We start from the raw sequence: 26,060 nt of genomic DNA, 5'->3' as shown, positions 1-26,060 counted from the left end.
CCCGGCTCGGCTGGCGTCAACCCAGGCTCGCCACCAGCTCCGGGGTCAGCTCCCCGATCGCCCCCAGCGTCACCACGGCGAGCCGGGCGGCGTCCGGGTCGAGCGGATACGAACCGTGCGGCACGGCCACCACCCGCATCCCCGCCGCGGCGGCCGACCGCACCCCGTTGGACGAGTCCTCCACTGCCACGCAGCGGGCCGGGTCGACGCCGAGGCGCTGGGCGACGCTCAGGTAGACGTCCGGGGCCGGCTTGCCCCGCTCGGTCTGCTCGGTGGAGAGGGTCGCGCCGAATGCGTCGGTCAGACCGGTGGCGGCCAGCGCCGCCTCGATCAGCCGGGTCGGCGACGAGCTGGCCAACCCCAGCGGCCACCGTGCGGCCAGCCGGCGGACGACCTGGTCGGCGCCGGCGATGAGCGGTACGTGGTCCCGGTAGCGTCGGGTCATCTCCTCGACCACCTCGACGGCGACCTGTTCGGCGGTGCGGCCAACGCCCAGCTCGCCGCTGAGATAGTGGGCCCACTCGCCGGTGCTCATCCCCATCAGCCGACGTTGCGTGTCCGGCTGCCACGTCCCGCCGTGCGCCGCCACGTACGCCCGGCGGACCTCCTCCCACACCGGCTCGGAATCCACTATCACGCCGTCCAGGTCGAAGACCACCGCATCTGCCACGGGCCCATCCTGCCCGATCGGCGGGTGCCCGGTCAGCCGGGCAGCGCGGGCAGGCCGAGCGGGCTGCCCGCCGGAACCAACGTGTGGCCGGACCGGGCGATCGGCTCCAACAGCTCCCGGAGCCGGTCGGTGCCGTCGGGGCCGAGCGCCTGCCACGGGTGGGCAGCCGCCCGGTCGGTGGCGTCCTCGATGGCCTCGAATGCGGCCCGGGAGTGTTCGGTGGTCGTGCCCTCCCCGGTCAGCCAACCCCGCCGGGTGAGCCGCTCGCGGGCGGCGTGCCACTGCTCCTCGGACCAGCCCCGGCCCAGCAGGTACTGCGGCGGCGAACCGTCTCGCGCGACCCGCCAGGTCAGCGTCTCCACCGGGTCCAGCCCGGCGGCCACCAGCGCCGCCACGTGCCCGTCCCCCCGGTGCTCGCGCAGGGTGGTCGCGGCCTGCCAGAGCCGGGCCAGCGGGTATTCCCCGACCGGCAGCGCCGCGTTTGCCGCGCCGAGCACCCGGCCGGCGGTCTCCGCCGCCGAGGCGGCCCGCTCCAGCAGGTCGGCGGCCTCCGCCAGGTGCGACTCCGGCAGCTCGTAGGTCAGCTCCGCGAGCGCCTGCACGGCACCGGTCAGGCGGGCGCGCAGCGCCTCCGGCGGGGTGGCCAACCGCCACACGGCCGGCAGCGCGCGGGCCACCATCGGCGGCGCGAAGGTGAAGAAGGCGGCGATCACCGGGGCCGCCTCGGTGGCGCCCAGCGGCGCGGCCCGGCCGGCGAAGTAACCGCGCCAGTAACCGCGCAGGCCGACCGCCTCGTACGCGGCGCGGGCCCGAGGGTGCAGGTAGGTGACCGCGTGCACCGGCTCGAAGTAGGCCCACATCGACCGGGCGGTCCGCCCAGGCTCGTCCAGCGCCGTCATCTGCACCTCCGCGTCGGAGTCCCGGATGCTCACCCCGGACGGCGAACCGCCCGGGGTGACGCCGAACCTACTGCCGCTGGGTGACGGGCCGGAAGCCCCATGTGAACAACTCCATCGCGCCCCGGCGACAACCGGGGCGATCCGGACAGGTCACTGGGCGGCGAGCACGTCCACCACGAAGCGCAGCGGGCCCTCCGGCTGACCCTTGCTCGCGGCGTCCTTGCCGAACGCCAGGTCCGTGGGGATGTCGAGCTGCACCCGGCTGCCCACCGTCACGCCGACCAGGCCCTGGTCCCAGCCGGGGATGACCTGGCCGACGCCGATCGCGAAGCTGGCCGGCTGTCCGCCCTTCCAGGAGGAGTCGAACTCCTTGCCGTCCTTGTAGAACACCCCCACGTAGTTGGTGGTGATGTTCTGGCCCTTCTGCACGGCCGGGCCCTTGCCCTTGATCAGCGGGGTGACCGTGAGCTTCGTGAGGTTGCCCGTCCCCGGCGTCACAGTCGGCTTGCTGCCCAGCGCCGGGTCGGCGTCGGCCGGCAGCTGCGGAGCGGGGGGCGCGGCGTCGGGGGCGTCGGGGGCCGGCGCGGACGCCGACGGGGTCGCGTCGGCCTGGCTCTTCGGCTTGTCGTCGCCACCGCCGATCATCACGAAGACGGCGATCAACCCTCCGGCCACGACGACGGCGGCGATGCCGCTGAGCCACGCGTTGCGGCGGCGCTTGGCGTCGGCGGCCTTCTTCGCCGCCAACTGGGCGGCCAGCCGGCGCCCCGACTTGGTCGCCGGGCTCTGGTCCTGCTCTGCCGACCGGTTCTGCTGCGTCCGCTCGCTCACGTCGTCGACTCCCTGCTGCGAAGTGTGGCCGGCACCCGGTGCCGGGGGGAAAGCCGACGCACACGGTACCCGCACCACGGCCCACCGTGCCCGCCGCGGACGCCTCGGATCGCCCAGCGCGGCAGTTCCGGGACCTTCCCGGGCGGTTATTCCGGGACGACCATGAAGTCGGTCACGAACGAGGTGACCCGGCCATCGGCGGTACGCCCGATCCAGGTGCCGTAGCAGCCGTCGCCCCAGCCGGTGGCCACGGTGACGATGTTGGCACCGCTGGCCTCGTCCAGGACGGCGGTGATCAGCCCTCGCACCGGCGACTCGGGTAGCTCGGCGGGGATGAAGACCTCCTCGACCCGGTCCTCGTCCCAGCCTTCCAGGGCGGCGAGCGCTGTCGGGTCGGCGAGGGTGCCGGCACCGGAGTCGACGCCGTACCCGAAGTAGTCATCCGCGCCGAGCGTGGCGACGATCTGGTCGCCCGCGACGGCCGGTTCCCACCGGGTGGTGGGTTCGGCGGAGACGACCAGCTCCAGCGCGGCCACCCGCCGGTCCACCTCGGCGTCCTCCCGGAGCACCACGGCCACCCAGGCGCGGGCGGGATAGCGCCCCGGCGGCACTGTGACAGTGAACGGCTCGGCCTCCGGGCACTCCAGCGGGTCGCACCCGACCACCTGGCCGGTGGGCAGCACGACGTCATCCACCGGGTGGACCTCGATCAGATACGCGCCGTGCTGGTCGGTGAAGCGCGCGCCGGGCGTCAACAACCGGTCCAGGTCAGGGGTGTACGGCATGAGGGCTCCTCCGGTGGCCAGCGGCCGGCGGAGCGTACCCGGCCCGGCGGACACCGCCTCCGCTGCCGTACCGGTCAGGCGCTCTTGCGGGGTGCGGTCTTGCGGGCGGCCGTCTTCTTCGCCGGCTCCGCCTTCTTCGCGGGGGTCTTCTTGGCGGCGGTCTTCTTCGCCGGCTCGGCTGTCTTCTTCTCGGCCGTCTTCTTCGCCGTGGTCTTCTTGGCGGGGGCCTTGGCGGCCTTCTTCTCCGCCGCCTTCTGCGCCGACCGGGCCGACGAGATGGGTGTCGGCTCGCCTCCACCGCCACCACCGCCGCGGGCGGGTTGCTCGCCGCGGGCCGCCTTGGCCCGCTCCACCGAGGCCTTCAACGCGGCCATCAGGTCCACCGCCGCGGCCGGGGCCTCCTCGACCTCCTCCGGCTGGACGACCTCCCGGCCCTCCACCTTGGCGTCGATGACCTCCTGCAACGCGGCCCGGTAGTCGTCGGTGAAGACGTCCGGCTCGAACTCGCCGGTCATCGAGTCGATCAGGGAACTGGCCATCGCCAGCTCCGGCGGGCGCACCTTGAGGTCCTCGTCGAGGAAACCGAAATCCGGGGTGCGGATCTCGTCCGGCCAGAGCATGGTGTTGAGCAGCAGCACACCCTCGCGGACCCGCAGGGTGGCGAGCTGCTCCCGCTGGCGCAGCGCCACCTTGACGATGGCCACTCGCTCCGAGTCGATCAGGGCGTCGCGCAGCAGCACGTACGGCTTGGTCGCCGTGCCCTCCGGCTCGAGGAAGTACGCCTTGTTGTAGAGGATCGGGTCGACCTGCTCGGCCGGCACGAACTCCAACACGTCGATCGCGCGGGAGCTGGTCAACGGCAGGTCGGCGAAGTCTTCGTCGGTGAGGATCACCATCTCACCGCCGCCGATGTCGTAGCCCTTGGCGATGTCGTCGTAGGTGACCTCCTCGCCGCAGACCGAGCAGGTGCGCTTGTAGCGGATCCGGCCACCGTCTTCCCGGTGTACCTGGTGGAACCGGATGTCCTTCTCCTCGGTCGCGGAGTAGAGCTTCACCCCGATCGAGACGAGCCCGAACGACACGGCTCCCTTCCAGATGGCACGCATCCTGCGCTCCCTTCCCCGGTATCGACAATGCTCGCATCCCGAAGAACCGGACGCGAGGTGTTCGGCCTGCTACTACAGTCGGGTCGTGCCCGGCGCGCCGCTCAAGCCGATGCTCGCGATGACCGGGCCGCTCCCGGCGGGTGACGGCTGGGCGTACGAGTTCAAGTGGGACGGGGTTCGCGCACTGGCCGACATCTCCGGCGGCGGCCAGCACCTGTACGCCCGCTCCGGCGTGGAGATCACCGCCGCGTACCCCGAGTTGGCCACGCTGCCCGAGCAGGTCGACGACGCGCTGCTCGACGGCGAGGTGGTGCTGCTCGGCGAGGGCGGGCAGCCGTCGTTCACCGCGTTGGCCGAGCGGATGCACGTGCGGGACCGGAACAAGGCGGCCCGGTTGGCGGCGGTCATGCCGGTGACGTACATGATCTTCGACCTGCTGCGGCTGAACGGGGACGACCTGACCGGCTGGCCCTACGAGCGCCGCCGGGAGGCCCTGGACGCGCTCGCCCTCGGCGGCACCCGGTGGGCGGTGCCGCCGGTCTTCGCCGACGGCCCGGCCACCTACGAGGCGGCCGGTGAGCACGGTCTGGAGGGCGTCATGGCCAAGCGGGTCGGTGCCGTCTACCGCCCGGGGGTGCGCTCGCCCGACTGGGTGAAGGTCAAGCTGGAGGTGACCGGCGACTTCGTCATCGGCGGCTGGCGGCCGGGCGCGCGCCGGATCGGCGGGCTGCTGGTCGGGGTGCCCGGTCCGGACGGCCGGCTGGTCTACCGGGGCCGGGTCGGCGGTGGGATCGGGGCGGCCATCGAACGGCAGCTCCTCGCCGAGCTGGAGCCGCTGCGCTCCGGTGTGTCACCGTTCGCACCGGGTGTGCCGCGCGAGGATGCCCGTGGTGCCATCTGGGTAGAACCGCGGGTGGTGGTGGAGGTGAAGTACGGCCAGCGCACCCCGGACGGCCGGCTGCGCTTCCCCCGGGTGCTGCGGTTGCGCCCGGACAAGCCGCCGGAGGAGGTCGACGATGCCGGCTGAGCGGCTACGGGTGGACGTCGAGGGCCGTCCGCTGGAGCTTTCCAACCTGGACAAGGTGCTCTATCCGGCGGTCGGGTTCACAAAGGGTGAGGTGATCGACTACTACACCCGGATCTCGCCGGTGCTGCTGCCGCACCTGCGCGACCGGCCGGTGACCCGGATCCGCTTTCCCAACGGGGTCGACGACAAGTCGTTCTTCGAGAAGAACACGCCGGCCGCGACCCCGGACTGGGTGCGGGTGGAGAACCTGCCCGCGCCCGGGTCGACGAAGGGCCGGGAGACCATCGACTACGTGGTCGCCGACGACCTGCCCACCCTGGTGTGGCTGGCCAACCTGGCCGCGTTGGAACTGCACACGCCGCAGTGGAAGGTCGGTGAGCACCCGGACATGATGGTCGTCGACCTGGACCCGGGGTCGCCGGCCGGGCTGGCCGAGTGTTGCCCGGTGGCGGTGCTGATGCGCGACCGGCTCGCCGACGACGGCATCGAGTCGTACCCGAAGACGTCGGGCAAGAAGGGCATGCAACTCTGCTGCCCGATCGCGGGCACCCAGCCCTCCGATGACGTCTCCGCCTATGCCCGGCGGATCGCCCAGGAGTTGGAGCAGGCCCACCCGAAGCTGATCGTGTCGAAGATGGCCAAGAACCTGCGCCCGGGGAAGGTCTTCATCGACTGGAGTCAGAACAACGCGGCCAAGACCACAGTCGCGCCGTATTCGCTGCGGGCCCAGTCGGTGCCGTCGGTGTCGACGCCGCTGACCTGGGACGAGGTCGAGGCCGGCGCCCGCGGCCGGAAGCCGGCCGTCCGCCAGTTCACCGCCGCCGAGGTGCTGACCCGGGTCGAGGAGTACGACGATCTGCTCGCCCCCCTGCTCGACGGCGGCCCGGAACTGCCGCGCTGACGTTAGGTGACGATGGATACCCGAATGGGCGCGGGCAGTACCCGCAACAGAGCGTTATAGGCCTCGGTGTCCAGCTCGGCTGCCCCACAGCCTTTGCTCTGCTTACCTATATGCAACACCGCGTTGAACTGGGACTTCATGACGGCCCCGCAATCGACGGGTGGGAACTTCCTCGCGGAGCGTGCGTGTCGCATATAGGTAAGCAGAGCAAAGGCTGTGAGGTGGGGGCGGTTGGCCCGCACCGGGGTCACCTTGTGTGACCGCCGGCGCCCACCTTGAGGGTGGACGCCGGCCGAAGGGAACTGGCGGTGGGTCAGTTGCGGCCGAAGACCTTCCGGCTGGAGCCGAGTTGCAGGAGCACCGTCTCGCCGGTTGCGTCCTGCACCCCGTCGTTGTCGGTGATCGCGTACACCTCGCCGTTGCCGGCCACGGTCAGACCTTCCAGCTTTTCCTGGGTCCAACCGTTGGTGGCGCGCAACGCGGGCAGCACGTCGACGGCGAGCGTCTTCGGGAGCACCGTCAGCGGGCCGGTCGCCGCCGCACCCGGCAGCGGCACCGTGTAGATCCGCTTGACCGTGGCGGCCGGGCCGTTCAGCTTGTCCCGCTCGATGACGGCGAGCCGGTCGCCGACCACGGTGATCTCGGAGAGGCCCATCCAGTCACCGGGCACGGTGGTGGCGCCCAGCTGGTAGCCGAACCAGCTCCAGGTGCCCGCGGTGACGTCGTAGCGGCCGAGCCGCACGATGCCGGCCGGGTCGGTGCTCAGCTCCCGCTGCACGGCCACCCAGACGATCTCCCGGCCCTGCGGGTCGGTGGTCGCGGTGACCCCCTCCAGGCCCTGCTTGCCCAGGCCGGCGGCGACCTCGGCGGGCAGTGCGACGGTCTGCCGGGTCACCCCGGCGGCGTCGAGCCGGACCAGCTTGTTCTCCGCGCCCTTGGCACCCTCGACGGCGAGCCAGAAGCCGCCCTGCGGGCGGGCGAAGATGCCCTCCGCGTCGTACCCGACCGGTGCGCCGGCCGCGTCCCGCACCGGCAGCGCGTCGGTGATCAGGGCCGGTGACCGGTGCGCGTCGATGGTGAGGATGCGGGTCTGGCTGTACGCCGCGTCGGTGACGCTGTAGAGCTCGTCCCGCTTGCCCGGCACCGCGCTCAACGCGCCGAGTGCGCCCCAACCGATCGGGGTGCCGGTGCGGTCCGCGCCGGAGACGATGCTCGGAAACTCCGTGGTGCCCTTGCCGAGCTGGAAGAGCGACACCGAGGCGCGGACGTTGACCGAGGCGTCGTCCTCCTCACTGGAGACCGCGAGCAGCCCGCGTGACGGGATGGGCAGCAGCCCTTCCGGCCCGTTGGTGGTCGGCAGCACCTGCCGGAAGACGGGCTTTGTGGGGTTGCCCAGGTCGTAGACGGCGACGAAGTTGCTGCGCTCCGAACCGACGAACGCGTACCGCACGCCGCCGTACTCGGCGACGGCCACGCCCTCCGGCTCGGTGCCCTTCTTGCCGGCCCGATCCTCGTTGTGCAGGCCGTAGGTGACGGCGAGCCGTTCGAAGGTGTTGCCGGCGTCCCAGGCGACGCGCCCGGTACGGCTGTCGAAGACCGACCAGCCGCGGGTGCCGCCGTGCCAGTCGCCCTCATTGGCCGTGGCGAGGTAGCGGTCGTCGACCCAGGCCACCGCGTCCGGCTCGCGGGGCACGCCGGTGATGCTGCCGGTCAGGTCGATCACACCGTCCTTCCTGGTGTCGATCCCGCTGATCGTGGCCGTGCCGGCGCTGAACACCGTGGTGATCCGGCCGGTGGGCAGGTCGATCAGGGCAACCCCGTTGTTCTCCTGGAGCGTCACGGCCAACTGGTTGCGGCTGTTGATCGAGACGTACTCCGGCTGGTCACTTCGATCACGTCGAGCCGACCGGACGGCTCGGTGAAGCTGGCGCTGGTGTTCACCACCACCAGCACGTACCGACCGACCACGGCGACCGAGGTGGGCTCGTCCTCGGCGTTGCCGAGCTGCGCGAGGGAGAGCGTTCCGAGGCCGCGCGGCCGGTCGGCCCGGGAGATGTCCAGGAAGCCGATGCGCCGGGCCAGCGCGTCGGTGTGGATGAGGGTGCGGCCGTCCTCGCTGACCGCCGAGATCTCGGCGACCGTCGCGGTCGCCGGAACCTCCCCGGCCGGGCGGTTCTGGAACACCGGATACGTGGCGACCCGGTCGAAGGCGAGCGACGAGTGGTGGTGCCCGCCGGCCGACACGGGGGTGGCCCCGGTCAGGCTGGCGGCGGCGACACCGGCTGCGGTGAGCGCGGTGAATGCTCTTCTGAGAGTCAAGGACTTCCTCCGTTAGGTCGTACCCGCACGGAGGCTGACAGTTGTTGGGGAGCGTCAGCTTGCGCCGACATGAACAGTCGGCGAAGCACGGCGCAGCCGCCACCAGGCGCCGCCGACCAGGGCGACGGTGATGACGGTGACCGCGATGTCGCCGGCCAGGGCCGCCGCCGGGCTCGCCGGGGAGTACGGCGGCACCGGGTACGCGAAGGCGGCGGCGCTGACCAGGCCCGCGGTGCCGGCAGCGAGCACGTGCCGCTGCCCCCAACCGCTGCCCGACGACCAGTACGTGAGCAGCCCTCCGACGACGGCGGCGAGCGAGAGCGCGATGACCGCCCCCGGCCAGCCGGGCGTCAGGTCGGCGCCGAAGCGGACGAGGACGACCAGCAGACCCACCCAGAGCGGGTGCGGCGTCCGACGGACCCGGCGCGGGTGGGTGCGGCGCCAGCGGGGCAGCAGCGCCGCTACGACAAGTACGAGAACCAGCGCCGTGGCGAAGGCCAGCTGGAGCGGACTGGCCAGGAAACCCTTCCGGCCGCTGCTGTCGGAGAAGATCAACAGACTGCCGAGCAGATAGATCACGCCGACCACGGCGAGACCGGGACGGCCCAGCCAGGGCCGGAGCCGACGGTCCGCCCCGAGGAACGACTCGATGAGCACGATCGGGGCGCAGATGGTCAGCACGATGTGGTTGCCCACGTAGTCGAAGGCCTGCCGGAGACTGAACCCGAGCCCCGGCACCAGCGTCGCCTCGGCGGCGGCCCGGGTGTCGGCGTACTGGGTGTCGTCGAGGAAGTCGGGGTTGAACAGCGACTGGTCGACCAGGCCGGCCTGGAACACACCGAACGCGGCGGCGATCAGCACGATCGTCGGCCAGCCCGCGCCGAGGTGCCGGGCGGTCTCCCGGATCAGGATCGCGGCCCCGCCGTACATCGGGCCCAGGACGATCAGCACCGGGAGGAAGTCGTCGATGGCGAAGCCGCCCCACGAGCACTCGGCCGCCCACGGCGCGAGCAGCAGCAACGCGATCACCGGCACAAGTCGGCGACGCAGCGGAAGCCGGTGGGCGGTGGCAGTGCGGTCGGCGGTCGCGGGCTGGGCGTCTGTGGCGGGGCGGTGCTCGGTCGGCATGGCGCTCCTCGGCGGCGGCGTCTCGCATGTCACCTCGTACCGTGCGGGGGCCACCTGGCCGGCCGCTACGGCCATTGGCCGACGACCGGCGCGACCAAAGTTCTTGAGTAGGGTGGGGCCGACGTCGACCCGGGGAGCGTGGAGATGCAGCCAACCGGCACGGCCGACCTGGTGGCTCAGACCGCCGACGCCGAGTACCCGCTGCTCAGTTACCGCGACGAGGCGACCGGCGAGCGGGTCGACCTGACCGCACAGCAGGTCGGGGCCTGGGCGGCGCGCAGCGCCAGCCTGCTGCGGGACGGCTGCGGGCTCGGCCCCGGCAGCCGCGTAGCGGTGCTGCTGCCGCCGCACTGGCGTACCGCCGCGGTGTTGTTGGGCGCGTGGGCCTCGGGCCTGACGGTGTCGTTCCGACCGCGCGCCACGGCGGGCCTGCCGGTGCTGGAGCCCGGCGGTGACCGGCCGTTCGACGCGGTCTTCGTGACCCCGGAACGCCAGGACGACTGGCTGGAGGACGTGCCGGACGCCCCGCACCGCTACCTCGTCGGCACCGGGCCCGGTCGGTTGGCCGACGTGCCGCTGGGCTGGTTGGACTGGTCCGCCGAGGTGCTCCACCACTCGGACGTCACGCCCGGCCACACCGCCATCCACCCGTCGGATCCGGCCAGCGCGGACGGCACGACCTACGGTCAGTGGGGAGCGCTCGCCCGGGAGGTCGCCGGGATGCTGGACCTGCGCGCCGGTGACCGGCTGCTTGTCGACGCCGCCGAGACCGAGCAGCCGCTGAAGTGGTTGCTCGCGCCTCTGTCGGCGGGCGCGTCCGTGGTGATCAGCGCCAACCTCGACCCGGCGCGACGGGACGCGGTCGTCGCCGCCGAGCGGGTCACCCGCGTCCTCTGAGCTCCGCGCCGTCTCGGTGTGTGTCAACGAGCGAATGCTCGGAAGCGGAAGACGTGGAGAAATGGTACTGGGAAGCCCCGGCAGGTGCTCAAGGCAATCGACAAGAAGGAGGCCAAGTGATGCAATCCGACGCCCGTCCTGAGATCACGCACTACACATATCGCGTCACCTGGTCGGTCGATGACCAGGAGTTCGTCGCCACCTGCGCCGAGTTTCCGTCGACCTCCTGGCTGGCTCCCTCACAGGTGGAGGCACTGCAAGGCCTTCAGGCTCTCTTGCAGGAGGTGATCGTGGACATGGAGGAGCAGGGCGAGGCGGTGCCGCAGCCGTTTGCGGAGCGCAGCTATTCGGGCAAGTTCAACCTCCGTGTCGGGGAGAGTCTGCATCGCGAGCTCGCCATTGAGGCGGCCGAGGACGGGATGAGCCCCGAAGGGCGCAGTTGATCAACTAACTGTTCACCCGTACAGCGTCCGCCTCTCACCAGGCTTGGCCAGCGAGTTCGCCAAGAGCCGGCAGGGTCATCGAACGGCCGCGCCCGCCGGCGTGCCACCACACCTGTGGATTGCGGCGCTGGCATGCCCCAACCGCTCGCCGACCGTGGTGTCGTGGCGAGAGTTCTCACGTCGGTGGGTTCACCTTGACCTGTCGACTAAGGAGAAACCTCGCCATGACGCATGCACCACGTGCGCGTAGGAAGCGAACACGCGGACTCCTGTCCGCGGTGGCGCTCGTCCTCATTGCCGGGCCGGCGACGGCCTTCGGCCCCACCCTGGCCGGAGCGCAGACGGTCCCGACCAGCGGTAACGCGCCGCTGATCAACCTGACCGACGGGCAGAACCTCGAAGGTGAAGTCCCCGTCGTCGTCGAACCGGTCACCGAGAACGACTCCGTGACGACCCTCGCTGTCGACGGCGACAAGATCGACGCCGACCGGACCGCCGGCACCGCCCACTTCGCGTTCGAGATGGGTGGCAACGGCACCGAGGCCCGCTACCGCAACTACGTCACAGTCAACGCCCACACCGCCGAGGCGGACCGCGTCTACCTCCCGGACATCCCCGGCGGGCAGGCCGGCACCCTCGACTTTCCGGGTGACTGGTTGCAACCGGGGGCCAACACGGTCACCGTCCACACCGGAGCCAACTGGGTCGACTCGACCACCAGGACCGCAGTGGGTTACGAGGAGTTGCCAAACGGTGAGGGTGGTCGCTGCCCCAACTACGACGACTACGCGCTGAGCAGCATCAGTCTCAGCCTGCTCGGCGTGGTCGCCGACGGCGAGCAGAACCTGTTCAGCTACAGCTTCGGTGACGGCACCTGCGGCAGCTCGGCGAAGCTGCTCAACCAGGACCTGACCTTCGTCATCTCGGGCGAGCCGGGCAGCACGTCCGGCCTGCGTACCGACCTCGACACCACCAAGCTCAGCACCGGTACGCACACCGTCAGCGCGACCACCCAGTCGGGCGCGAAGACGTCCGTCACTGTCGACGTCAACAACGCCCCGGCCGGCGCGGCGGCGGTGACTCCCGGCGACGGCGCCCGCGTACGCGGCACCCGACCGGTGATCGCCGCGCTGCCCAGCGGCGGCAAGGAGCACGTTGAGTCGCTCGCCATCGACGACAAGCCCGCCGAGAACGCGGAGACGCTGGCCACCGGCACCGCCACCCTCGGCCTCACCGTCGCGGCCGGCAACTCGATCGAGGCCCGCTACCAGAACTACGCGCTTGTCAACGGGCACCGGGTCGACGTCGGCGGTGACTACGGCGCCACCGGCGCCGAGGCCGTCAAGCTGGCGTTCCCCACCCGGTTCCTGCACCTCGGAGACAACGTCGTCGAGATCCGGACCGGTGACTACAACGGCACAGTGGGCGGGGCGACCTGCGCCAACCACGACGACTTCACGCTCACCCGGGAGGCGACGACCCTCGCGCTGAGCACGGCGGGCACGGTGACGGCCGGCACCACGTACCTCGTCACCACAAGCGGCACGACAGTGACGAAGACGGAGACGACCGCCGCGTCGTTGCCGTTGGGCGACGGGACCTGCGCGGCCAACAAGGACGCGGAGTTCCACTTCACCGTCGACGGCGCGCCGACGACGCGTACCGTCGACACCCTCGGCAGCGGGGGCGACGCGCACCTGAAGGTGTTCGTCGGCGGCAACGGCAGCGACAATGGCTACGACAACAAGGCGCTGATCAACGGCATCCCGCTGGAGATCGGCATGTGGGAGAAGGAGGTCGCCGACCTCGCCTTCCCGAACGAGTGGCTGGTGCCCGGCGTCAACACCGTCGAGTTCGTCGCGGGCAACGACCACGGCAGCGCCAAGCCGGGCGGTTGCGACAACTTCGACGACTTCACCCTGCGGGACTTCCAACTGCTGCCGACCGGTGCGAAGGCGACCCAGCTGACCCGCTCCGTCGCGCAGACGACTGTCACCATCGGCTCGGGGAGCTACCCGCCCGGTTCCCAGGTGACCACGTACCTCGGTGACGGCACCTGTGGCAGCAGCTACAACGCGGTACTGACCAAGATGGTCCTGTTCGACGTCACAGCGCCGGACGGCTCGGCGCTGCCGGCGCTGGGCAAGCGCGCGGACGTGGACACGACGACGATCCCGGACGGCGCGCACACCATCCGGGCGGTCGTCGGGGACAAGACCTCGACGCGGCGCTTCACCACCGACAACACCGCCCCGGAGATCGAGAGCAGTGTCCCGGCGGCCGGGCAGCGGCTGACCTCGACCGTCGCGCTCAACGTCAAGGTCAAGGACGCCACGGGCGTGGCCGGTACGCCGGTCCTCACGCTGGACGGCGCGCCCGTCAAGCAGGGTGACCAGATCGGTCACGGCCTGCCGGCCGGCTCGCACACGATCGTGTTGACGGCGACCGACGCGCTCGGAAACACCGCCACCCGCGAGGTGCGGTTCAGCAGCGCCAGCATCCCGGACGTCCCGACCGCGCTGAACTCGACAGTCAAGGGCACCGACCCGCTCTCGGCCGAACTGTCCGCCCGGATTCCCGGTGCGGAGGGTGTGGGGCTGACCGCCACCTTCACCAAGGCGGACGTGGTCCTGCCGACCGGCGGCTACCAGGGTGAGGCGGCCGACGTGCCGACCACGCTCGACGTCCAGCACGACAGGAGCGTGGACGTCACCTCGCTGCGTCCGCTCGACGGCGCGACCATCGACACCGCGTCCAGCCGCGCGGTGGTCTTCCAGCGGTACGACCTGCCGCTGGGGGCGACCAGGCAGGAGCCGACGCTGCGCTGGTCGGGCACCATCGACCCGGCCCGGATCGTGGCGCTGCGGGCGTGGAACCCGGCCACCAGGAAGTGGGTGGCACTGACCAGTTCGCGGGGGCAGGCCGGGCAGGACACCGTCCTGACCGCTCAGGCGGAGGCCGGCTACCGCGACGGTGGGATCGTCCACGTGCTTGTCACCGGCGAAGACCCGTTCGCGGACGATCTGTCCCCGCACGACGCGTCGGCGCAGAACGACAAGGACCGCTTCGAGGACCCCGAGTCGTACGACTTCTCGCTGGCGCACTTCACCGACACCCAGTACGTCACCGAGGGTGCGGCCGGCGGCACCTACGACGACTTCGACGGGAAGGCCGAGCCCTCCGACGTCGAGACGGTCGAGGAGCAGGCCATCTGGTCGGCCGCGTACCGGGACCAGATGCAGTGGATCGCCGACAACTCGGCCAGCCGCAAGATCGCGTACGCCGCGCACACCGGCGACGTCATCGAGAACGACTACTACGACCCGCTGGCCACCAACCCGGACGGTTCGCTGAAGCGGCCGGGTCTGCACGAGCAGGTGGAGAAGGAACTGGCCACCGCCTCGGGTTTCCAGAAGATCCTCGACGACAACGGTGTCGTCAACCAGGTGATCGCGGGTAACCACGACGACCAGTTGGGCGCCGAGACGGGCCCCACGTCCCGGTTCAGCCGGACCTTCAGTGCCGACCGGTACTACGGGACGGCGAAGTCGTGGCCGAAGGGCACCGAATACCACGCGTGGGACGAGGTGACAAAGGCCGACGGGTCCGTCGTGCCGGGCAAGGACAACCAGAACAACTACCTGCTCTTCTCGGCCGGTGGCCTGGACTTCGTCGCGGTCGGCCTGTCGTACGGGGTGACGCCGGCCGAGGCCAAGTGGGCTGACTCGATCTTCAAGCGGTACAAGGACCGCAACGGGATCCTGCTCTCCCACGACTACCTGAAGCCGTCGGCCAACCCCGACGGTCGGGGTGCGGACTTCTCCGCGCCGGACGGCTCGCCGCTCTTCAAACAGGTCGTCGAGACCAACGCGAACGTCTTCCTGGTCCTCGCCGGTCACGAGCACGGCGTCGGCACCAACCTGAAGTCGAAGATCGGCGTCACCGTCAGCCACGACGTCGTCGAGCTGCTCGCCGACTACCAGTTCTACAGTGTCACCGCTGGCGAGTTGTGGCCGAAGCAGGTCGCCGCCGACGGCACCATCGACGTCAACGGTGACGGCAAGCCGGACCACAAGGCCACCGACCGGTTGCAGTTCGGGGCGAGCTTCCTGCGTCTGCTCCAGTTCGACGTGGACCGGGCCGAGATGCACATCGACACGTACTCGCCGTTCCTGAAGAACTTCGGGGCGACCGAGTACGACATCCGCCAGGACGGCAGCCAGACCAAGCCGCGGTACAACGGCTCGGAGGACAACCTGACGCTGCCGGTGGACCTCAGCACCCGCAAGACGTCGTTCAGCACCGACTCGCTCGCCGCGTACGTGCCGTCCGGCACGATCGGCACCGACGAGGTGACATCGAACGGGGTGGCCACGGCGACCTGGGACAAGCTCCTGCCGGGCACCTCGTACGGCTGGATCGTCTCCGCCAGGAGCGCCGACGGCGGCGAGGCGGTGGCCCAGCCGGCCGTGTTCGGTACCGCCAAGCAGGTCCCGGCGATGACCGTCACCGCCGTCCCGACCAACTGGGGCACCGCGGCGACGGTGACCGTGCAGGTCACGGCCGGCAGCACGCCGGTCACCGGTGCTGTCGAGTTGCGCGAGGGTACGACCGTCCGCGGCTCGACCACGGTGACCAACGGCGTCGCGACGTTCACCCTCCCGGTGGGCCTCGCGGGCGGCCAGCACACGCTGACCGCGTCGTACGCGGGCGACGACCACCTCACGGCGGTGCAGGCCACCGCCACCCTGACGGTGAACGTGCCGGCGGAGTGGAGTTCGTCGACTGTCTACAACGACGGGGACCGGATCACCTACCAGGGGCGGATCTTCCGGGCCTCCTGGTACACGAAGAACCAGAAGCCGGGCGCCGACGCCAACGGCGCGTGGCAGGAAATTGCCATGACCGAGGACGGTACGGCGATCTGGACCGCGTCGCGGATCTTCAACGCGGGTGACTTCGCGATGTACGACGGTAGGAAGTGGCGGGCCCAGTGGTACACCCGCAACCAGAAGCCGGGCGACCGCAACGGCTCCTGGGAGGAGATCGCCCCGACCCCGCCGGACAACAGCCCGGCGGCCTGGACGCTCACCAAGGTCTACAACGCGGGAGACCGGGTGACTTTCAAGGGTCACGTCTACGAGGCGAAGTGGTGGACCCGCGGCCAGGAGCCGGGTGACAGGAACGGCCCCTGGAAGCTGATCAAGTAGTCAGGTTCGCGCAACGCCGGCCCGGGACCGCTTTGGTCCCGGGCCGGTGCGCTGTCCGCCTCGCGGGCCGCACGCTGATCAACTCGGCTGTCCGGAAGGCGGGGCATCAACCTGCCCCGGACACCGCGACTTTCAGGAGACCGAGTCGATCACGGCAACCCCGGGGGTGTTTCACCCTTCCGATGGAGCCGATGCGATCCGCCATTCCATCGCTTGGCCTGCTCATACGCTTCGCCGGAGGCAGGCGTGATGTCGGAGCGTCCGCCCTGTTGGCACATTGCGGAGGGTTGATGGTTTCGAGGCGTACACGTCGGACTGTGGTTTCGGCGGTGGCCGGCGCCCTGTTCGCCCTCGGGGTGGTCGCGCCGGGTCCGGCGGCGGCGCCGCTGCCCCGCGCGGCCCAGGCCGACGGCCCTACCGCCCCCGACACGCGCGAGCCGCGCCCGCCGCTGCTCCCCGCGGACTTTCGGGGCACCGGCCGGTACATCGTGCGGGACCTCGGCATCGATGTGCCGTTCACCTGGCAGGGCCGGGACGGCAACAGTCAGATGGTCGCCGGCGGCCCGGAGGACCCGATCTGGTTCACGAACCTGATCTACGAGAACACGCTCTACACCCTCACCTACAAGTGGCCGAACATCCCGCTGTTCCCGCCGCGCCCGTGCAGCAAAATTCCGGGGTTCTTCAACCGGCAGATCTTCAACGACAAGCTGAAGACCGCCCGCTACGTGGGGCCGGAGATCCTGCAGGGGGAGAAGGACCGGCGCGTCGACCACTGGCGGGTCGGGGTCGTCGGAGGTTCCACCGTGCCGGGGGAGTTCTTCCGGTTCCCGCTCGCGCTCGGCGACATCTACGTCGACCAGCAGGACTCGACCCGGTGGTGGCAGGTGCTCCAGTTCGGCCTACAGAACCTCTTCGACCCAGAGCTGGACGAGTGGTTCACCTTGAACACCTTCGACCACCACCCCGGCGAGGTCCAACTCCCCGACCGCTGCCCACCCCCCACCCCCTGACCCCCTGACCCCCTGACCCCCTGACCCCCTGACCCCGACCAGGTGATCAAGAGGTTTGCGTCACCGATCGGCCTGTCGATGACGCAAACCTCTTGATCACCGTGGGCTGGTTGGGGTGTGCGGGGTTACAGGGCGAACAGGAGGGCGGCGTCCAGGAGGATTACGCCGGCGGTGGCGAGGTGGATGCCGAAGGCTACGGCCTTCGTTCCGCCGTTGCGGAGCACGATGACGGTGTCGCCCAGCGGGACGAGCGCGACGATCAGCATGAACCACGCGACCGCGTCGGCAGTGGTGAAGGCGATCAGGGCGAGGCCGATCAGCCCGAAGGTGAGGTCCTTCAAGCCCTTGACCGTCAGGTAGGCGGGATCGCCGTCCGGCCGGGCCGGAACGCCATAACCCGCCGCCGCTGCCTGGGGCACCAGCAGGAACCGCGCACCGATGAAGACGACGAAGAGGCTGAGCACGACGGCGAGCCCGTAGGCGAGGGGTGACAACATGGTCCGCTCCAATTGCTAGCGCTGCTAGATATATGAGCGACGCTAGCAGAGCAATGACAGGAACGCTAGCAGTGCTAGAATCCGTGGCATGGCAACTGGAGCGCGCCGGGAGCGCGAGCGGGCGGAACGGGAGCAGGCGATCATCGCCGCTGCGCGTGACCTGGCCTTGGCGGAAGGCTGGGAGGCGGTCACCACCCGGCGGCTCGCCGCCGAGATCGAATACAGTCAGCCCGTCCTCTACAGCCACTTCAAGGGCAAGGACGCCATCATGGCGGCGGTCGCCGTCGAGGGCTTCGCCGAGCTGGCCACCGCGCTGGCGTCAGCGCGGGCCTCGGCCGCCGATCCCCGCCAAGCGGTCGCCGACGTCGCGGCGGCGTACACCGCCTTCGCCGAACAGCGGCCCGCCCTCTACGACGCGATGTTCACCCTCGCCGTGGACCTGCCGTTCGCCAGCCAGGGCGTCCCGACCGACCTGGCCCGCGGCTTCGCCGAGCTGGCCGACGCGGTGCGCCCGGTCGCCGGTGACGACGACCTGGAGGCAGTCACCGAGACGTTCTGGAGCGGCCTGCACGGGCTGGTCACGCTGATGCGCAGCGGCCGGCTCCGCCGCGCCGACCAGGATCGGCGGCTCGCGGTGCTGGTGCGTTGCTTCTCCCGGTGATCGCCGGTCACGGCTGACGGAGCCGTCGCGCGCACGGCGCGAGGTGGTCGACCGGCAGGGCGCACCGCGCGCCGCCGGGCAGTGGTCGATCACAGAACACCCAATGTCGTACGCCCTGCTGGTCCTCCGCCGACACGGTCACCCCGCCCGGCTCGACCCGCGCGCTGAGTCGGACCAACACCCGTGCGGCGGTACGCGCGAAGATCCGGGCACGCAGCAGGTCCGGCGCGGTGATCGGCAGGTGGATCACCCAACGGCCGCTCATCGGTGGCGGCCCTGTTCGTGGATCTGCCGGGCTGCGGCGGCTCTTCTCGCACTTTTCGTCGGGCGTGGCTCCTCAGGTGGGTTCGGCACCCGACGGATCAGGTTGCGCACGGTGACTGCCCTTCGTCGGATGGGATCGACGTCCAGGGGCGGTCTCCGCCGGTTGCGGTCGACGGAGACTGCCCCGCCCTGCGGCCGTTCCGGAGGTACGGCAGCAGGCCGCGCCGGGGGAGCGCGGCGGGTGAAGGTCTCGGCGGCGATGCGAGACCGGTACGAGAGGCGCCAACCGACCGCAGCAGCACCGCATCACCGAGAGCGACGCTACCGATACTGAGTCACCTACGTCAAGGATGTCTCCGAGTCATCTACCCACTTACGTCACTCGCGCTACATGCGTTGCCTGCGTCGAAGCGGCTGATCAATACTGGGCGAGCCAACCGACTGCAAGGGGCTCCAGATGCCTATCCCGCCCACAATGGATGAGCTGCTCGACGATCTCCTAGGCAAGATCAAGGGTGGGACTTATCCGCCCGGTTCCCAGCTTCCGTCTGGGCGGGTGTTGGCAGATGAGTACGACGTCTCGCAGTCCACGATCAGCCGGGCGGTGGCGACGCTGAGGAAGCAGGGTGTGCTGGTCGGCCGTCCAGGTCGCGGCGTCTTCGTCGCTGAGTCCCGTCGGCGTTGATCGCGGCTGCCAGGCCCGAACCCTCCTGACCAGACGTCGACGCGGCGGGCTGCCCGGATGGCGGCCCGTGGCGTCCCGATGGGTGGTCCCGAGAACGGCGCGGCCCGAGCGGTAACCGGTTCCGGCGCGACCCGCGCTGACCTGCGGTTTGTCACAGGCGACCCGCGCGGATCGACGTTCCTGTCGAAAGCCACAGCGGGAGGGAGCACACCGGATGCGTATCGTCGTTCTCGGCGCGAATGGGGGCACGGGTCGTCGCCTGGTACAGCAGGCGTTGGACGCCGGCCATGACGTACGGGCGGTGACCCGGCAGCCGCAGTCGTTCCCGGTCAGTGGCCCCGGCCTGGAGGTGGTGGCCGCTGATGTCACAACGGATGCCCCGGTGGGCGGTGCCGACGTGGTGCTGTCGACGCTGGGAACGCCGTTCACCCGGCAACCGGTGACGCTCTACAGCCGCAGCACCGCCAGGGTCCTGGCCGCGATGCGCCGGGAGGGTCTGCGGAGGCTCGTCGTGGTCAGTTCCAGCGCCACCGAGCCACACCATCACGCCGAGGGTGGTTTCTTCCTCAACCGGGTCATCCAGCCGCTTGTCACCGCCACGATCGGCAAGTCCACCTACGACGACATGCGCGCCATGGAGAAGTTGGTGCGGACCAGCGACCTCGACTGGACAATCGTGCGACCGTCCGGGCTGTTCGACAGCGACAGCGTCACTCGCTACCGGCTCTCCGAGGATCGCTCCGACGGTGTCTTCACCAGTCGCGCGGATCTGGCGGCCTGTCTGCTGGCCCAGGCCACCGACACTGCCTGGATCGCCCGGACCGTCGCTGTCACCACCGCCGAGGGCGCGCCGACGCTGTTGGCGATGCTGCGGCGGGAAGCGTTCGGGAAATAAGCGGATGGACGACAAGCAGTGGTTCGCCGAGCAGTTCGCGCAGCACCGCCAGCGTCTGCGGGCCGTCGCCTACCGGCTGTTGGGTTCGCGGACGGAGGTCGACGACGCGTTGCAGGAGGCGTGGCTGCGTACCACGCGGGCCGATCCGGCCGCGATCATCAACCCCGCGGCGTGGCTGACCACGCTTGTCGGCCGGGTGTGCATCGACATGCTGCGGGCTCGGCAGGCGCGCCGCGAGCAGTTGAGCGCGACCTGGGAGCCGCTGGTCAGCGAGTACGGTGATCCGGAGGAAGCCAGCCTGCACACCGACGCGGTCGGCATCGCGTTGCTTGTGGTGCTGGACAGCCTTGAGCCCGCCGAGCGGCTCGCGGTGGTGCTGCACGACATGTTCGGTATGCCATTCGATCAGGTGGCCACTGTCGTGGGTCGTACGCCGGCGGCCACCAGGCAGTTGGCCAGCCGCGCCCGGCGGCGTCTGCGCGAGCACGCCCCGCAGCCCCGGGCCGGTCTGGCCGCCCAGCGACGTGTCGTCGACGCGTTTCTGGCCGCCGCCCGCGCCGGTGACTTCGACGCCCTGCTGGCACTGCTGGACCCCGACGTGGTGTTCCGCTCCGACAACGGACGCCGTGCGCGGCTCGCGCCTGCCGTGCTCACCGGCGGGCGCGCCGTGGCCGGCCGCGCCGCCGACGCTGGGCCACGGTTCGCGCGCCTCTGCGCTCCGGCTCTGGTCAACGGGGTTGCCGGTGTCGTCGCCCGGGACCGGGGCGGCAAGCCCATCGCCGTCGTGGGCTTCACCGTTCGCGGCGATCGCATCGCCACCATCGACATGATTCTTGATCCGGACAAGCTGATGATCGATTCGGTTTCCGTGAAACCGCGGCATCAATTTGCCCCGGACACCCCCGATTTCGGGAAGCCGAGGTGATCTGCTTATACCGTCCGGTCGCCGACACAGCGCGATTTCGGGACGTGAGCGCGTGACGCGTATCGGTACGCTCGCGGATGAGATGGCGAGGCGCGCCAATCTCGTCCGGGGGGACACAATGGTCGTGCGCGTACGAAGAATGCTTGCCGCATCAATCGGGATCATGCTCGGTGCGAGCCTGGTCACTGTCACCGCCAATCCGGCGCAGGCCGATGAGCAGTTGGACCTGCGAAAGTCCGGCTGGGCCTACACAGACTCATATCTACCGAAAAAGTCGTTCGTCGACAGTGCCGGAGACGCGCCGATCGGCGCCTGGGCAGATGCGCGCGGCAAGACGCACAGGTCGCGGTCCTATTTCACCTTCGACGTCTCGCGTTTTCGAAAGGCCATTGTCCACCGGGCCGACCTGATTATCGGAGAGCGGTCGGCTGCCGACTGCGCGACGGCTCAGCCCGTCCAGCTTTGGCGCACCGATCCGATCAAGGCGACGACGAGTTGGGAGTCGGAGCCGCGCCGGCGTGAACTCATCGGCACCATCCTGGCCGGCGGCTCGGCCACCTGTCCCGGCTATCTGGTCTGGGACATCATGCCAACTCTGCAGAGGCTGGCCGATCAGGACAAGCAGACCCTGACCGTCGAGATCGCCGTGCCGCACGGCGACGAGGGCAAGCTGTCGCACGGCCGTAAGCTCCACCCCTTTCCGGTGATTCGCAGCGACGTCAACAACGCCCCGACCATCGCGCAGATCGGGCTCGAATGGCCGTCCTGGTCCTGCGGCACCAAGAAGAACCCGCAGGCGGTCGGACCGCGCAGCTACACCTTCATGCTCCGGGGCGCGGATGCGGACAGCGGTGATTCGCTCATCAACGGGCAGTTCGCCGCCTGGCCCGTCGGCCACGAGGACCAGCGGACCGAGCAGCTTGGCTCGAGTTACGGAGACACCCTCGCCAAGGTCCCCTGGGAGATGTCGCAGTACCCGCACGGGACCGTTGTGGCGTGGACCGCCCGTGCCTACGACGGTCAGGACTACTCGAAGTGGGCTCCACCGTGCTATGTGAAGGTGGACACGCAGCGGCCGGCACCGCCCGTTGTCACCTCGACGAAATACCCGGATGACGGCCAACCCCACGGCGGTCCCGGAGTGCCTGGCACTTTCGTCTTCACGGCGAACGGGTCGCCAGACGTGGTCGGCTACTACTGGGGGCGCTACGGCGAGACGTACAACTACCTTCCCGCGCCCAGACCCGGCGCGGTCGTCACGCTCGAATACACGCCCACCTTCTACAACGAGGCGCTGAGCGTGCGCAGTGTGGACAGCGCGTCGAACTCCTCCCAGGTGACCGAATACCAGTTCGTCGTGCGATCCACGGCGCCGCAGGTGCAGGTGACGGTCGGGGGAGTCGGCCTGCCGAGTCAACTGGCGATCTCGACAAACGTCGATGGGGTCACCGAGTTCGGCTACCGGATCGGTGGTGGCGACGAGATCAGGGTCCCGGCGAGCACCGATGGCACCACCGAGGTTCCGGTGACGTTCCCGGAGGCCGGTGTCATCAGGCTTGAGGTGCGCAGTTACGTCGGCACCGAGTTCGTCGGCGCGTCCACCGAGGATGTGCGGGTCCGCGACACCCCGCTCGTGGAGTCGGCCGACTTCGCCTTCCCCGACCACAACGGTGTGGTGGGTCGTCCGGGCAGCTTCACCTTCCGACCCGGCCGGGCCGGGGTGGTGGCGTACGAGTACGGGTTGCTCTACGGCGAGATGCAACGCATCGACGCGGCAGCGGACGGCACCGCGGTGCTCAGCTGGACACCGACCGCGCCGGGCTGGCACACGTTCATGGTGCGCAGCATCAGCGCCGACGGCACCGTCTCGGAGATTGTCCAGTACGAGTTCAACATCATCGACACGAAGCCGACCGTCTACTCCCAGACCTATTACGAGTACGGGGCGTGGGGCGGCGTGGGCATTCCCGGTGAGTTCCACATCAGCACCGCGATGCCGGACGTGGACGTCTTCCTGTACCGGTACAACGACGGGGCCGAGCAGGTCCTCGACCAGGTGGACAACGAGGCTCAGCTGACCCTCGCCCCGGACCGCTCCGGCAGCAACACGCTGGCGGTGCGGACGCGTTTCCTGAACGGGTCCTTCTCGCCGACGCGGACCTACCTCTTCGAGGTCAGTGACGCACCGGTGGTGACGTCCAGCGCGTACCCCGAGAGCGGCTCCGCCGGCCAGCCAGGCCAGCCAGGCCAGTTCACCTTCAACCCGGGCCGCTCCGACGTGGTGGAGTACCGCTACCTGCTGGACTACACCGGCGAAGAGCAGGTCGTGGCCGCTGGCCCCGACGGCCGGGCCACTGTCGAGATCACGCCGCCGCACCCCGGGTACACGCTGCTAACGGTCTCCAGCCGGGCGGCTGACGGCACTGTCAGCGCGGAGCGGCGGTACTACTTCCGGGTACGCGATTCCCGGGTGGAGGTGTTCAGCGCCTACAACGAGTACGCGGCCATCGGCGGGCTCGGCGCGACGGGCACGTTCAGCCTTGACACCGAGATCGGCGAGGTGACGACCTTCGAGTACCAGCTCAACGGCGGCGCCTGGCAGAGCGTGCCGAAGACTCCCCACTCGATGTACACCGACATCTCGCTGACAATGGACCGCAACGGCGCGAACGTCTTCTCGGTGCGGGGCCGCACCGAGGCGGGGGAATACACCCCACAGACGGACTACCCGTTCCTGGTCGGCACCGCGCCGCTCGTGTCCTCAGCGACGTACCCGACCGACCAGTGGAGCGGCGGCGTCGGCGTGCCGGGTGACTTCACCTTCACCCAGGGCGCTCCGGGCGTGCTGGAGTTCGAGTACGCCGTCGACGACGAGCCGGCGGTGCTGGTGGCGGCGAATGCCGCCGGAGTCGCCAGCGCAAGCTACACGCCCAGCTCGGCGAGCTGGCACACAATGAGGGTGCGCGGACGCACTACCGACGGCGTGTGGACCGACACGACCAACTACTCTTTCGTGGTCAATTCGGTCTGACCCGGGGCGATGACGCGGGTGGGCCGCCCCGGCGGGGGCGGCCCATTTCGCATCGAGCGACGCCCACCGCAGGGCGCCGGGCGAAGAACCTCAGTCGAAGGACGGCAGGGACGGGCCGAGGACGTCGTCGGCGTCAACGATCGTGTACGCGTACCCCTGCTCGGCGAGGAAGCGCTGCCGGTGCGCCGCGTACTCGGTGTCGATCGTGTCCCGGGACACCACAGTGTAGAAGTGCGCCTGCCGGCCGTCGGCCTTCGGGCGCAACACCCGACCCAGCCGTTGCGCCTCCTCCTGGCGTGACCCGAACGTCCCGGACACCTGGATCGCCACCGCCGCCTCGGGCAGGTCGATGGAGAAGTTGCCCACCTTGGAGATCACCAGCGTGCGGATCTCTCCGGTGCGGAACGCGTCGAACAGCCGCTCCCGCTCCTTGTTGGTGGTCGAGCCCTGGATGATCGGCGCGTCGAGGTACTCGCCGAGCTGGTGCAACTGGTCGATGTACGCGCCGATCACCAACACCTGGTCGTTCGGGTGCCTGTCGACAAGCGCCTTGACCACCGGCAGTTTGGTGCGGGCGGTCGCCGCCATCCGGTAGCGCTCCTCCGCCTCCGCCGTCGCGTACGACATCCGCTCCGCGTCGGTCAGGGTCACCCGGACCTCGGTGCACTCGGCCGGGGCGATCCAGCCCTGCGACTCGATGTCCTTCCACGGCGCGTCGTACCGCTTCGGGCCGATCAGGCTGAACACGTCACCCTCGCGGCCGTCCTCGCGTACCAGCGTCGCGGTGAGGCCCAGCCGACGGCGGGCCTGGAGGTCCGCGGTGAACCGGAAGATCGGCGCGGGCAGCAGGTGCACCTCGTCGTAGACGACCAGGCCCCAGTCGCGGGCCCCGAACAGGTCCAGGTGGGTGAAAGCGCCGCCGCGCCGCGCGGTGAGCACCTGGTACGTGGCGATGGTGACCGGGCGGATCTCCTTGCGCTCGCCCGAGTATTCCCCGATCTCCTCCTCGGTCAGCGACGTGCGGGCGATCAGCTCCCGCTTCCACTGCCGGCCCGCCACGGTGTTGGTGACCAGGATCAGCGTTGTCGCCTTCGCCTCGGCCATCGCCGCCGCGCCGACCAGGGTCTTACCGGCGCCGCACGGCAGCACCACCACACCCGACCCGCCGGCCCAGAACGCCTCGACAGCCTCCCGTTGGTACGACCGCAGCGTCCACGGCTTGCGCCCGTCCTTGCCGGCCTCGGCCAGCTCGATCGGGTGCGCCTCACCGTCCACGTAGCCGGCCAGGTCCTCCGCCGGCCAGCCCAGCTTGAGCAGCGCCTGCTTGAGCCGGCCACGCTCGGACGGGTGCACCCGGATCGTGTCGTCGTCGATCTTGTCGCCGAGCATCCCGGCGAGCTTCTTGCTCTTGGCCACCTCGATCAGCACGAGCCGGTCCAGTGCCCGCAGCACCAACCCGTACGCGGGGTCGTTGGCGAGTTGGAGCCGGCCGTACCGGTCCATCGTGTCGGCCACGTCCACAAGCAGCGCGTGCGGCACCGGGTAGCGGGAGTACTTGATCAGCGAGTCGACCACACCCTCCGCGTCGTGCCCCGCCGCCCGGGCGTTCCACAGGCCCAGCGGAGTCAACCGATAGGTGTGTACGTGCTCCGGCGAGCGCTCCAGCTCGGCGAACGGCGCGATCGCCATCCGGCAGGCCTGCGCGTCGGGGTGGTCGATCTCCAGCAGCAGCGTCTTGTCCGACTGCACGATCAGTGGTCCACCGCTCACGCCAGCGTCCTCTCCTCGGTTGATCGTCCGGCTGGGGGACGGGTCGCATACCCGCCGCTGGCCGACCATCCAGTGTTGCACGATGTGGGATCCGCAAAGAAAG

At 70.1% G+C, this 26,060-nt stretch carries 22 protein-coding genes; 11 read left to right on the top strand and 11 right to left on the bottom strand.

The annotated features are described in order from the left end of the window. Positions 1 to 16: 16 nt before the first annotated feature. The 5 genes from ABZU25_RS01375 to ABZU25_RS01355 form a co-directional block, all read right to left on the bottom strand. On the bottom strand, positions 17 to 670 hold the full coding sequence (locus tag ABZU25_RS01375; protein WP_355027322.1) for an HAD family phosphatase: 654 nt from the start codon (positions 668 to 670) through the stop codon (positions 17 to 19). 32 nt (positions 671 to 702) lie between these two features. Then, complete coding sequence (locus tag ABZU25_RS01370) at positions 703 to 1,530, bottom strand: hypothetical protein (protein WP_355027455.1); 828 nt, start codon at positions 1,528 to 1,530, stop codon at positions 703 to 705. Positions 1,531 to 1,719: 189 nt separating this feature from the next. Continuing rightward, positions 1,720 to 2,400, bottom strand: a complete 681-nt coding sequence (locus ABZU25_RS01365; RefSeq protein WP_355027321.1) for an FKBP-type peptidyl-prolyl cis-trans isomerase — start codon at positions 2,398 to 2,400, stop codon at positions 1,720 to 1,722. Between the two features lie 146 nt (positions 2,401 to 2,546). Continuing rightward, positions 2,547 to 3,185 carry a DUF4241 domain-containing protein gene (locus ABZU25_RS01360; protein WP_355027320.1) on the bottom strand — a complete coding sequence of 213 codons (639 nt, stop codon included), beginning with the start codon at positions 3,183 to 3,185 and terminating at the stop codon, positions 2,547 to 2,549. Positions 3,186 to 3,259: 74 nt separating this feature from the next. Then, entirely contained in the window at positions 3,260 to 4,291 is a 1,032-nt protein-coding gene (locus ABZU25_RS01355) for a Ku protein (RefSeq protein WP_355027319.1), read from the bottom strand. An 85-nt stretch (positions 4,292 to 4,376) separates the two neighbouring features. Between ABZU25_RS01355 and ligD (ABZU25_RS01350) the strand changes: the two genes are divergently transcribed. Further along, the gene (gene ligD / locus ABZU25_RS01350) at positions 4,377 to 5,318 is read left to right on the top strand and encodes a non-homologous end-joining DNA ligase (protein WP_355027318.1); all 942 of its coding nucleotides are present in this window, start codon (positions 4,377 to 4,379) and stop codon (positions 5,316 to 5,318) included. After that, positions 5,308 to 6,219, top strand: a complete 912-nt coding sequence (gene ligD / locus ABZU25_RS01345; RefSeq protein ID WP_355027317.1) for a non-homologous end-joining DNA ligase — start codon at positions 5,308 to 5,310, stop codon at positions 6,217 to 6,219. Before ligD (ABZU25_RS01350) ends, ligD (ABZU25_RS01345) begins: the two co-directional genes overlap by 11 nt. Positions 6,220 to 6,532: 313 nt before the next feature. On the opposite strand, the gene ABZU25_RS01340 is transcribed toward ligD (ABZU25_RS01345), so the two are convergent. Genes ABZU25_RS01340 through ABZU25_RS01330 form a run of 3 tightly spaced genes read right to left on the bottom strand, consistent with a single transcriptional unit; the run spans position 6,533 to position 9,666 of the window. Next, complete coding sequence (locus tag ABZU25_RS01340; protein WP_355027316.1) at positions 6,533 to 8,059, bottom strand: esterase-like activity of phytase family protein; 1,527 nt, start codon at positions 8,057 to 8,059, stop codon at positions 6,533 to 6,535. After that, positions 8,056 to 8,538, bottom strand: a complete 483-nt coding sequence (locus ABZU25_RS01335) for a hypothetical protein (RefSeq protein ID WP_355027315.1) — start codon at positions 8,536 to 8,538, stop codon at positions 8,056 to 8,058. The genes ABZU25_RS01340 and ABZU25_RS01335 overlap by 4 nt, the downstream gene beginning before the upstream one ends. A gap of 54 nt (positions 8,539 to 8,592) precedes the next feature. After that, on the bottom strand, positions 8,593 to 9,666 hold the full coding sequence (locus ABZU25_RS01330; RefSeq protein WP_355027314.1) for a hypothetical protein: 1,074 nt from the start codon (positions 9,664 to 9,666) through the stop codon (positions 8,593 to 8,595). 144 nt (positions 9,667 to 9,810) lie between these two features. Between ABZU25_RS01330 and ABZU25_RS01325 the strand changes: the two genes are divergently transcribed. The 4 genes from ABZU25_RS01325 to ABZU25_RS01310 all read left to right on the top strand — a co-directional run bounded on the left by ABZU25_RS01325 (position 9,811) and on the right by ABZU25_RS01310 (position 17,229). Continuing rightward, positions 9,811 to 10,563: a TIGR03089 family protein gene (locus ABZU25_RS01325; protein WP_355027454.1), complete on the top strand. Its 753-nt coding sequence runs from the start codon at positions 9,811 to 9,813 to the stop codon at positions 10,561 to 10,563. Positions 10,564 to 10,682: 119 nt separating this feature from the next. Further along, positions 10,683 to 11,006, top strand: coding sequence for a toxin-antitoxin system HicB family antitoxin (locus tag ABZU25_RS01320; RefSeq protein WP_355027453.1), 324 nt, complete (start codon positions 10,683 to 10,685; stop codon positions 11,004 to 11,006). A gap of 278 nt (positions 11,007 to 11,284) precedes the next feature. Beyond that, the gene (locus tag ABZU25_RS01315) at positions 11,285 to 16,216 is read left to right on the top strand and encodes a carbohydrate-binding protein (RefSeq protein ID WP_355027313.1); all 4,932 of its coding nucleotides are present in this window, start codon (positions 11,285 to 11,287) and stop codon (positions 16,214 to 16,216) included. Positions 16,217 to 16,533: 317 nt separating this feature from the next. Then, entirely contained in the window at positions 16,534 to 17,229 is a 696-nt protein-coding gene (locus ABZU25_RS01310; protein WP_355027312.1) for a hypothetical protein, read from the top strand. Positions 17,230 to 17,354: 125 nt separating this feature from the next. Here ABZU25_RS01310 and ABZU25_RS01305 read toward each other — a convergent pair whose 3' ends face one another. Continuing rightward, positions 17,355 to 17,726, bottom strand: a complete 372-nt coding sequence (locus tag ABZU25_RS01305) for a DUF4267 domain-containing protein (RefSeq protein WP_355027311.1) — start codon at positions 17,724 to 17,726, stop codon at positions 17,355 to 17,357. A gap of 88 nt (positions 17,727 to 17,814) precedes the next feature. Here ABZU25_RS01305 and ABZU25_RS01300 point away from each other — a divergent pair, with 88 nt between their 5' ends. Then, entirely contained in the window at positions 17,815 to 18,387 is a 573-nt protein-coding gene (locus tag ABZU25_RS01300) for a TetR/AcrR family transcriptional regulator (protein WP_355027310.1), read from the top strand. Positions 18,388 to 18,394: 7 nt separating this feature from the next. Here ABZU25_RS01300 and ABZU25_RS01295 read toward each other — a convergent pair whose 3' ends face one another. After that, positions 18,395 to 18,652 (bottom strand): hypothetical protein, encoded by a 258-nt coding sequence (locus ABZU25_RS01295; protein ID WP_355027309.1) that lies wholly within the window; start codon positions 18,650 to 18,652, stop codon positions 18,395 to 18,397. A 456-nt stretch (positions 18,653 to 19,108) separates the two neighbouring features. On the opposite strand from ABZU25_RS01295, the gene ABZU25_RS01290 reads away from it, so the two are divergent. The 4 genes from ABZU25_RS01290 to ABZU25_RS01275 all read left to right on the top strand — a co-directional run bounded on the left by ABZU25_RS01290 (position 19,109) and on the right by ABZU25_RS01275 (position 24,187). Next, complete coding sequence (locus tag ABZU25_RS01290; protein ID WP_355027308.1) at positions 19,109 to 19,336, top strand: winged helix-turn-helix domain-containing protein; 228 nt, start codon at positions 19,109 to 19,111, stop codon at positions 19,334 to 19,336. 214 nt (positions 19,337 to 19,550) lie between these two features. Further along, complete coding sequence (locus ABZU25_RS01285) at positions 19,551 to 20,231, top strand: NAD(P)H-binding protein (protein WP_355027307.1); 681 nt, start codon at positions 19,551 to 19,553, stop codon at positions 20,229 to 20,231. 4 nt (positions 20,232 to 20,235) lie between these two features. Continuing rightward, the gene (locus ABZU25_RS01280; protein ID WP_355027306.1) at positions 20,236 to 21,156 is read left to right on the top strand and encodes a sigma-70 family RNA polymerase sigma factor; all 921 of its coding nucleotides are present in this window, start codon (positions 20,236 to 20,238) and stop codon (positions 21,154 to 21,156) included. A gap of 163 nt (positions 21,157 to 21,319) precedes the next feature. Next, a complete protein-coding gene (locus ABZU25_RS01275) occupies positions 21,320 to 24,187 on the top strand; it encodes a hypothetical protein (RefSeq protein WP_355027305.1) in 2,868 nt (955 codons plus the stop codon). Positions 24,188 to 24,277: 90 nt separating this feature from the next. On the opposite strand, the gene ABZU25_RS01270 is transcribed toward ABZU25_RS01275, so the two are convergent. Next, positions 24,278 to 25,957 carry a DNA repair helicase XPB gene (locus ABZU25_RS01270; protein WP_355027304.1) on the bottom strand — a complete coding sequence of 560 codons (1,680 nt, stop codon included), beginning with the start codon at positions 25,955 to 25,957 and terminating at the stop codon, positions 24,278 to 24,280. Positions 25,958 to 26,060 lie beyond the last annotated feature (103 nt).

Origin of the sequence: Micromonospora sp. NPDC005215 (genome assembly GCF_040607915.1) — a bacterium.
GTDB lineage: Bacteria > Actinomycetota > Actinomycetes > Mycobacteriales > Micromonosporaceae > Micromonospora.
Note: the sequence above shows the minus strand (reverse complement) of the source record. Positions and strands in the feature narration are given on the sequence as shown.

Bases quoted from the DNA above. Each gene is read 5' to 3' on its own strand.
- ABZU25_RS01370 (WP_355027455.1), bottom strand. From the start codon at position 1,530: ATGTGGGCCTACTTCGAGCCGGTGCACGCGGTCACCTACCTGCACCCT.
- ABZU25_RS01360 (WP_355027320.1), bottom strand. From the start codon at position 3,185: ATGCCGTACACCCCTGACCTGGACCGGTTGTTGACGCCCGGCGCGCGC.
- ABZU25_RS01355 (WP_355027319.1), bottom strand. From the start codon at position 4,291: ATGCGTGCCATCTGGAAGGGAGCCGTGTCGTTCGGGCTCGTCTCGATC.
- ligD (WP_355027317.1), top strand. From the start codon at position 5,308: ATGCCGGCTGAGCGGCTACGGGTGGACGTCGAGGGCCGTCCGCTGGAG.
- ABZU25_RS01330 (WP_355027314.1), bottom strand. From the start codon at position 9,666: ATGCCGACCGAGCACCGCCCCGCCACAGACGCCCAGCCCGCGACCGCC.
- ABZU25_RS01325 (WP_355027454.1), top strand. From the start codon at position 9,811: ATGCAGCCAACCGGCACGGCCGACCTGGTGGCTCAGACCGCCGACGCC.
- ABZU25_RS01320 (WP_355027453.1), top strand. From the start codon at position 10,683: ATGCAATCCGACGCCCGTCCTGAGATCACGCACTACACATATCGCGTC.
- ABZU25_RS01305 (WP_355027311.1), bottom strand. From the start codon at position 17,726: ATGTTGTCACCCCTCGCCTACGGGCTCGCCGTCGTGCTCAGCCTCTTC.
- ABZU25_RS01300 (WP_355027310.1), top strand. From the start codon at position 17,815: ATGGCAACTGGAGCGCGCCGGGAGCGCGAGCGGGCGGAACGGGAGCAG.
- ABZU25_RS01295 (WP_355027309.1), bottom strand. From the start codon at position 18,652: ATGAGCGGCCGTTGGGTGATCCACCTGCCGATCACCGCGCCGGACCTG.
- ABZU25_RS01290 (WP_355027308.1), top strand. From the start codon at position 19,109: ATGCCTATCCCGCCCACAATGGATGAGCTGCTCGACGATCTCCTAGGC.
- ABZU25_RS01285 (WP_355027307.1), top strand. From the start codon at position 19,551: ATGCGTATCGTCGTTCTCGGCGCGAATGGGGGCACGGGTCGTCGCCTG.
- ABZU25_RS01280 (WP_355027306.1), top strand. From the start codon at position 20,236: ATGGACGACAAGCAGTGGTTCGCCGAGCAGTTCGCGCAGCACCGCCAG.
- ABZU25_RS01275 (WP_355027305.1), top strand. From the start codon at position 21,320: ATGCTCGGTGCGAGCCTGGTCACTGTCACCGCCAATCCGGCGCAGGCC.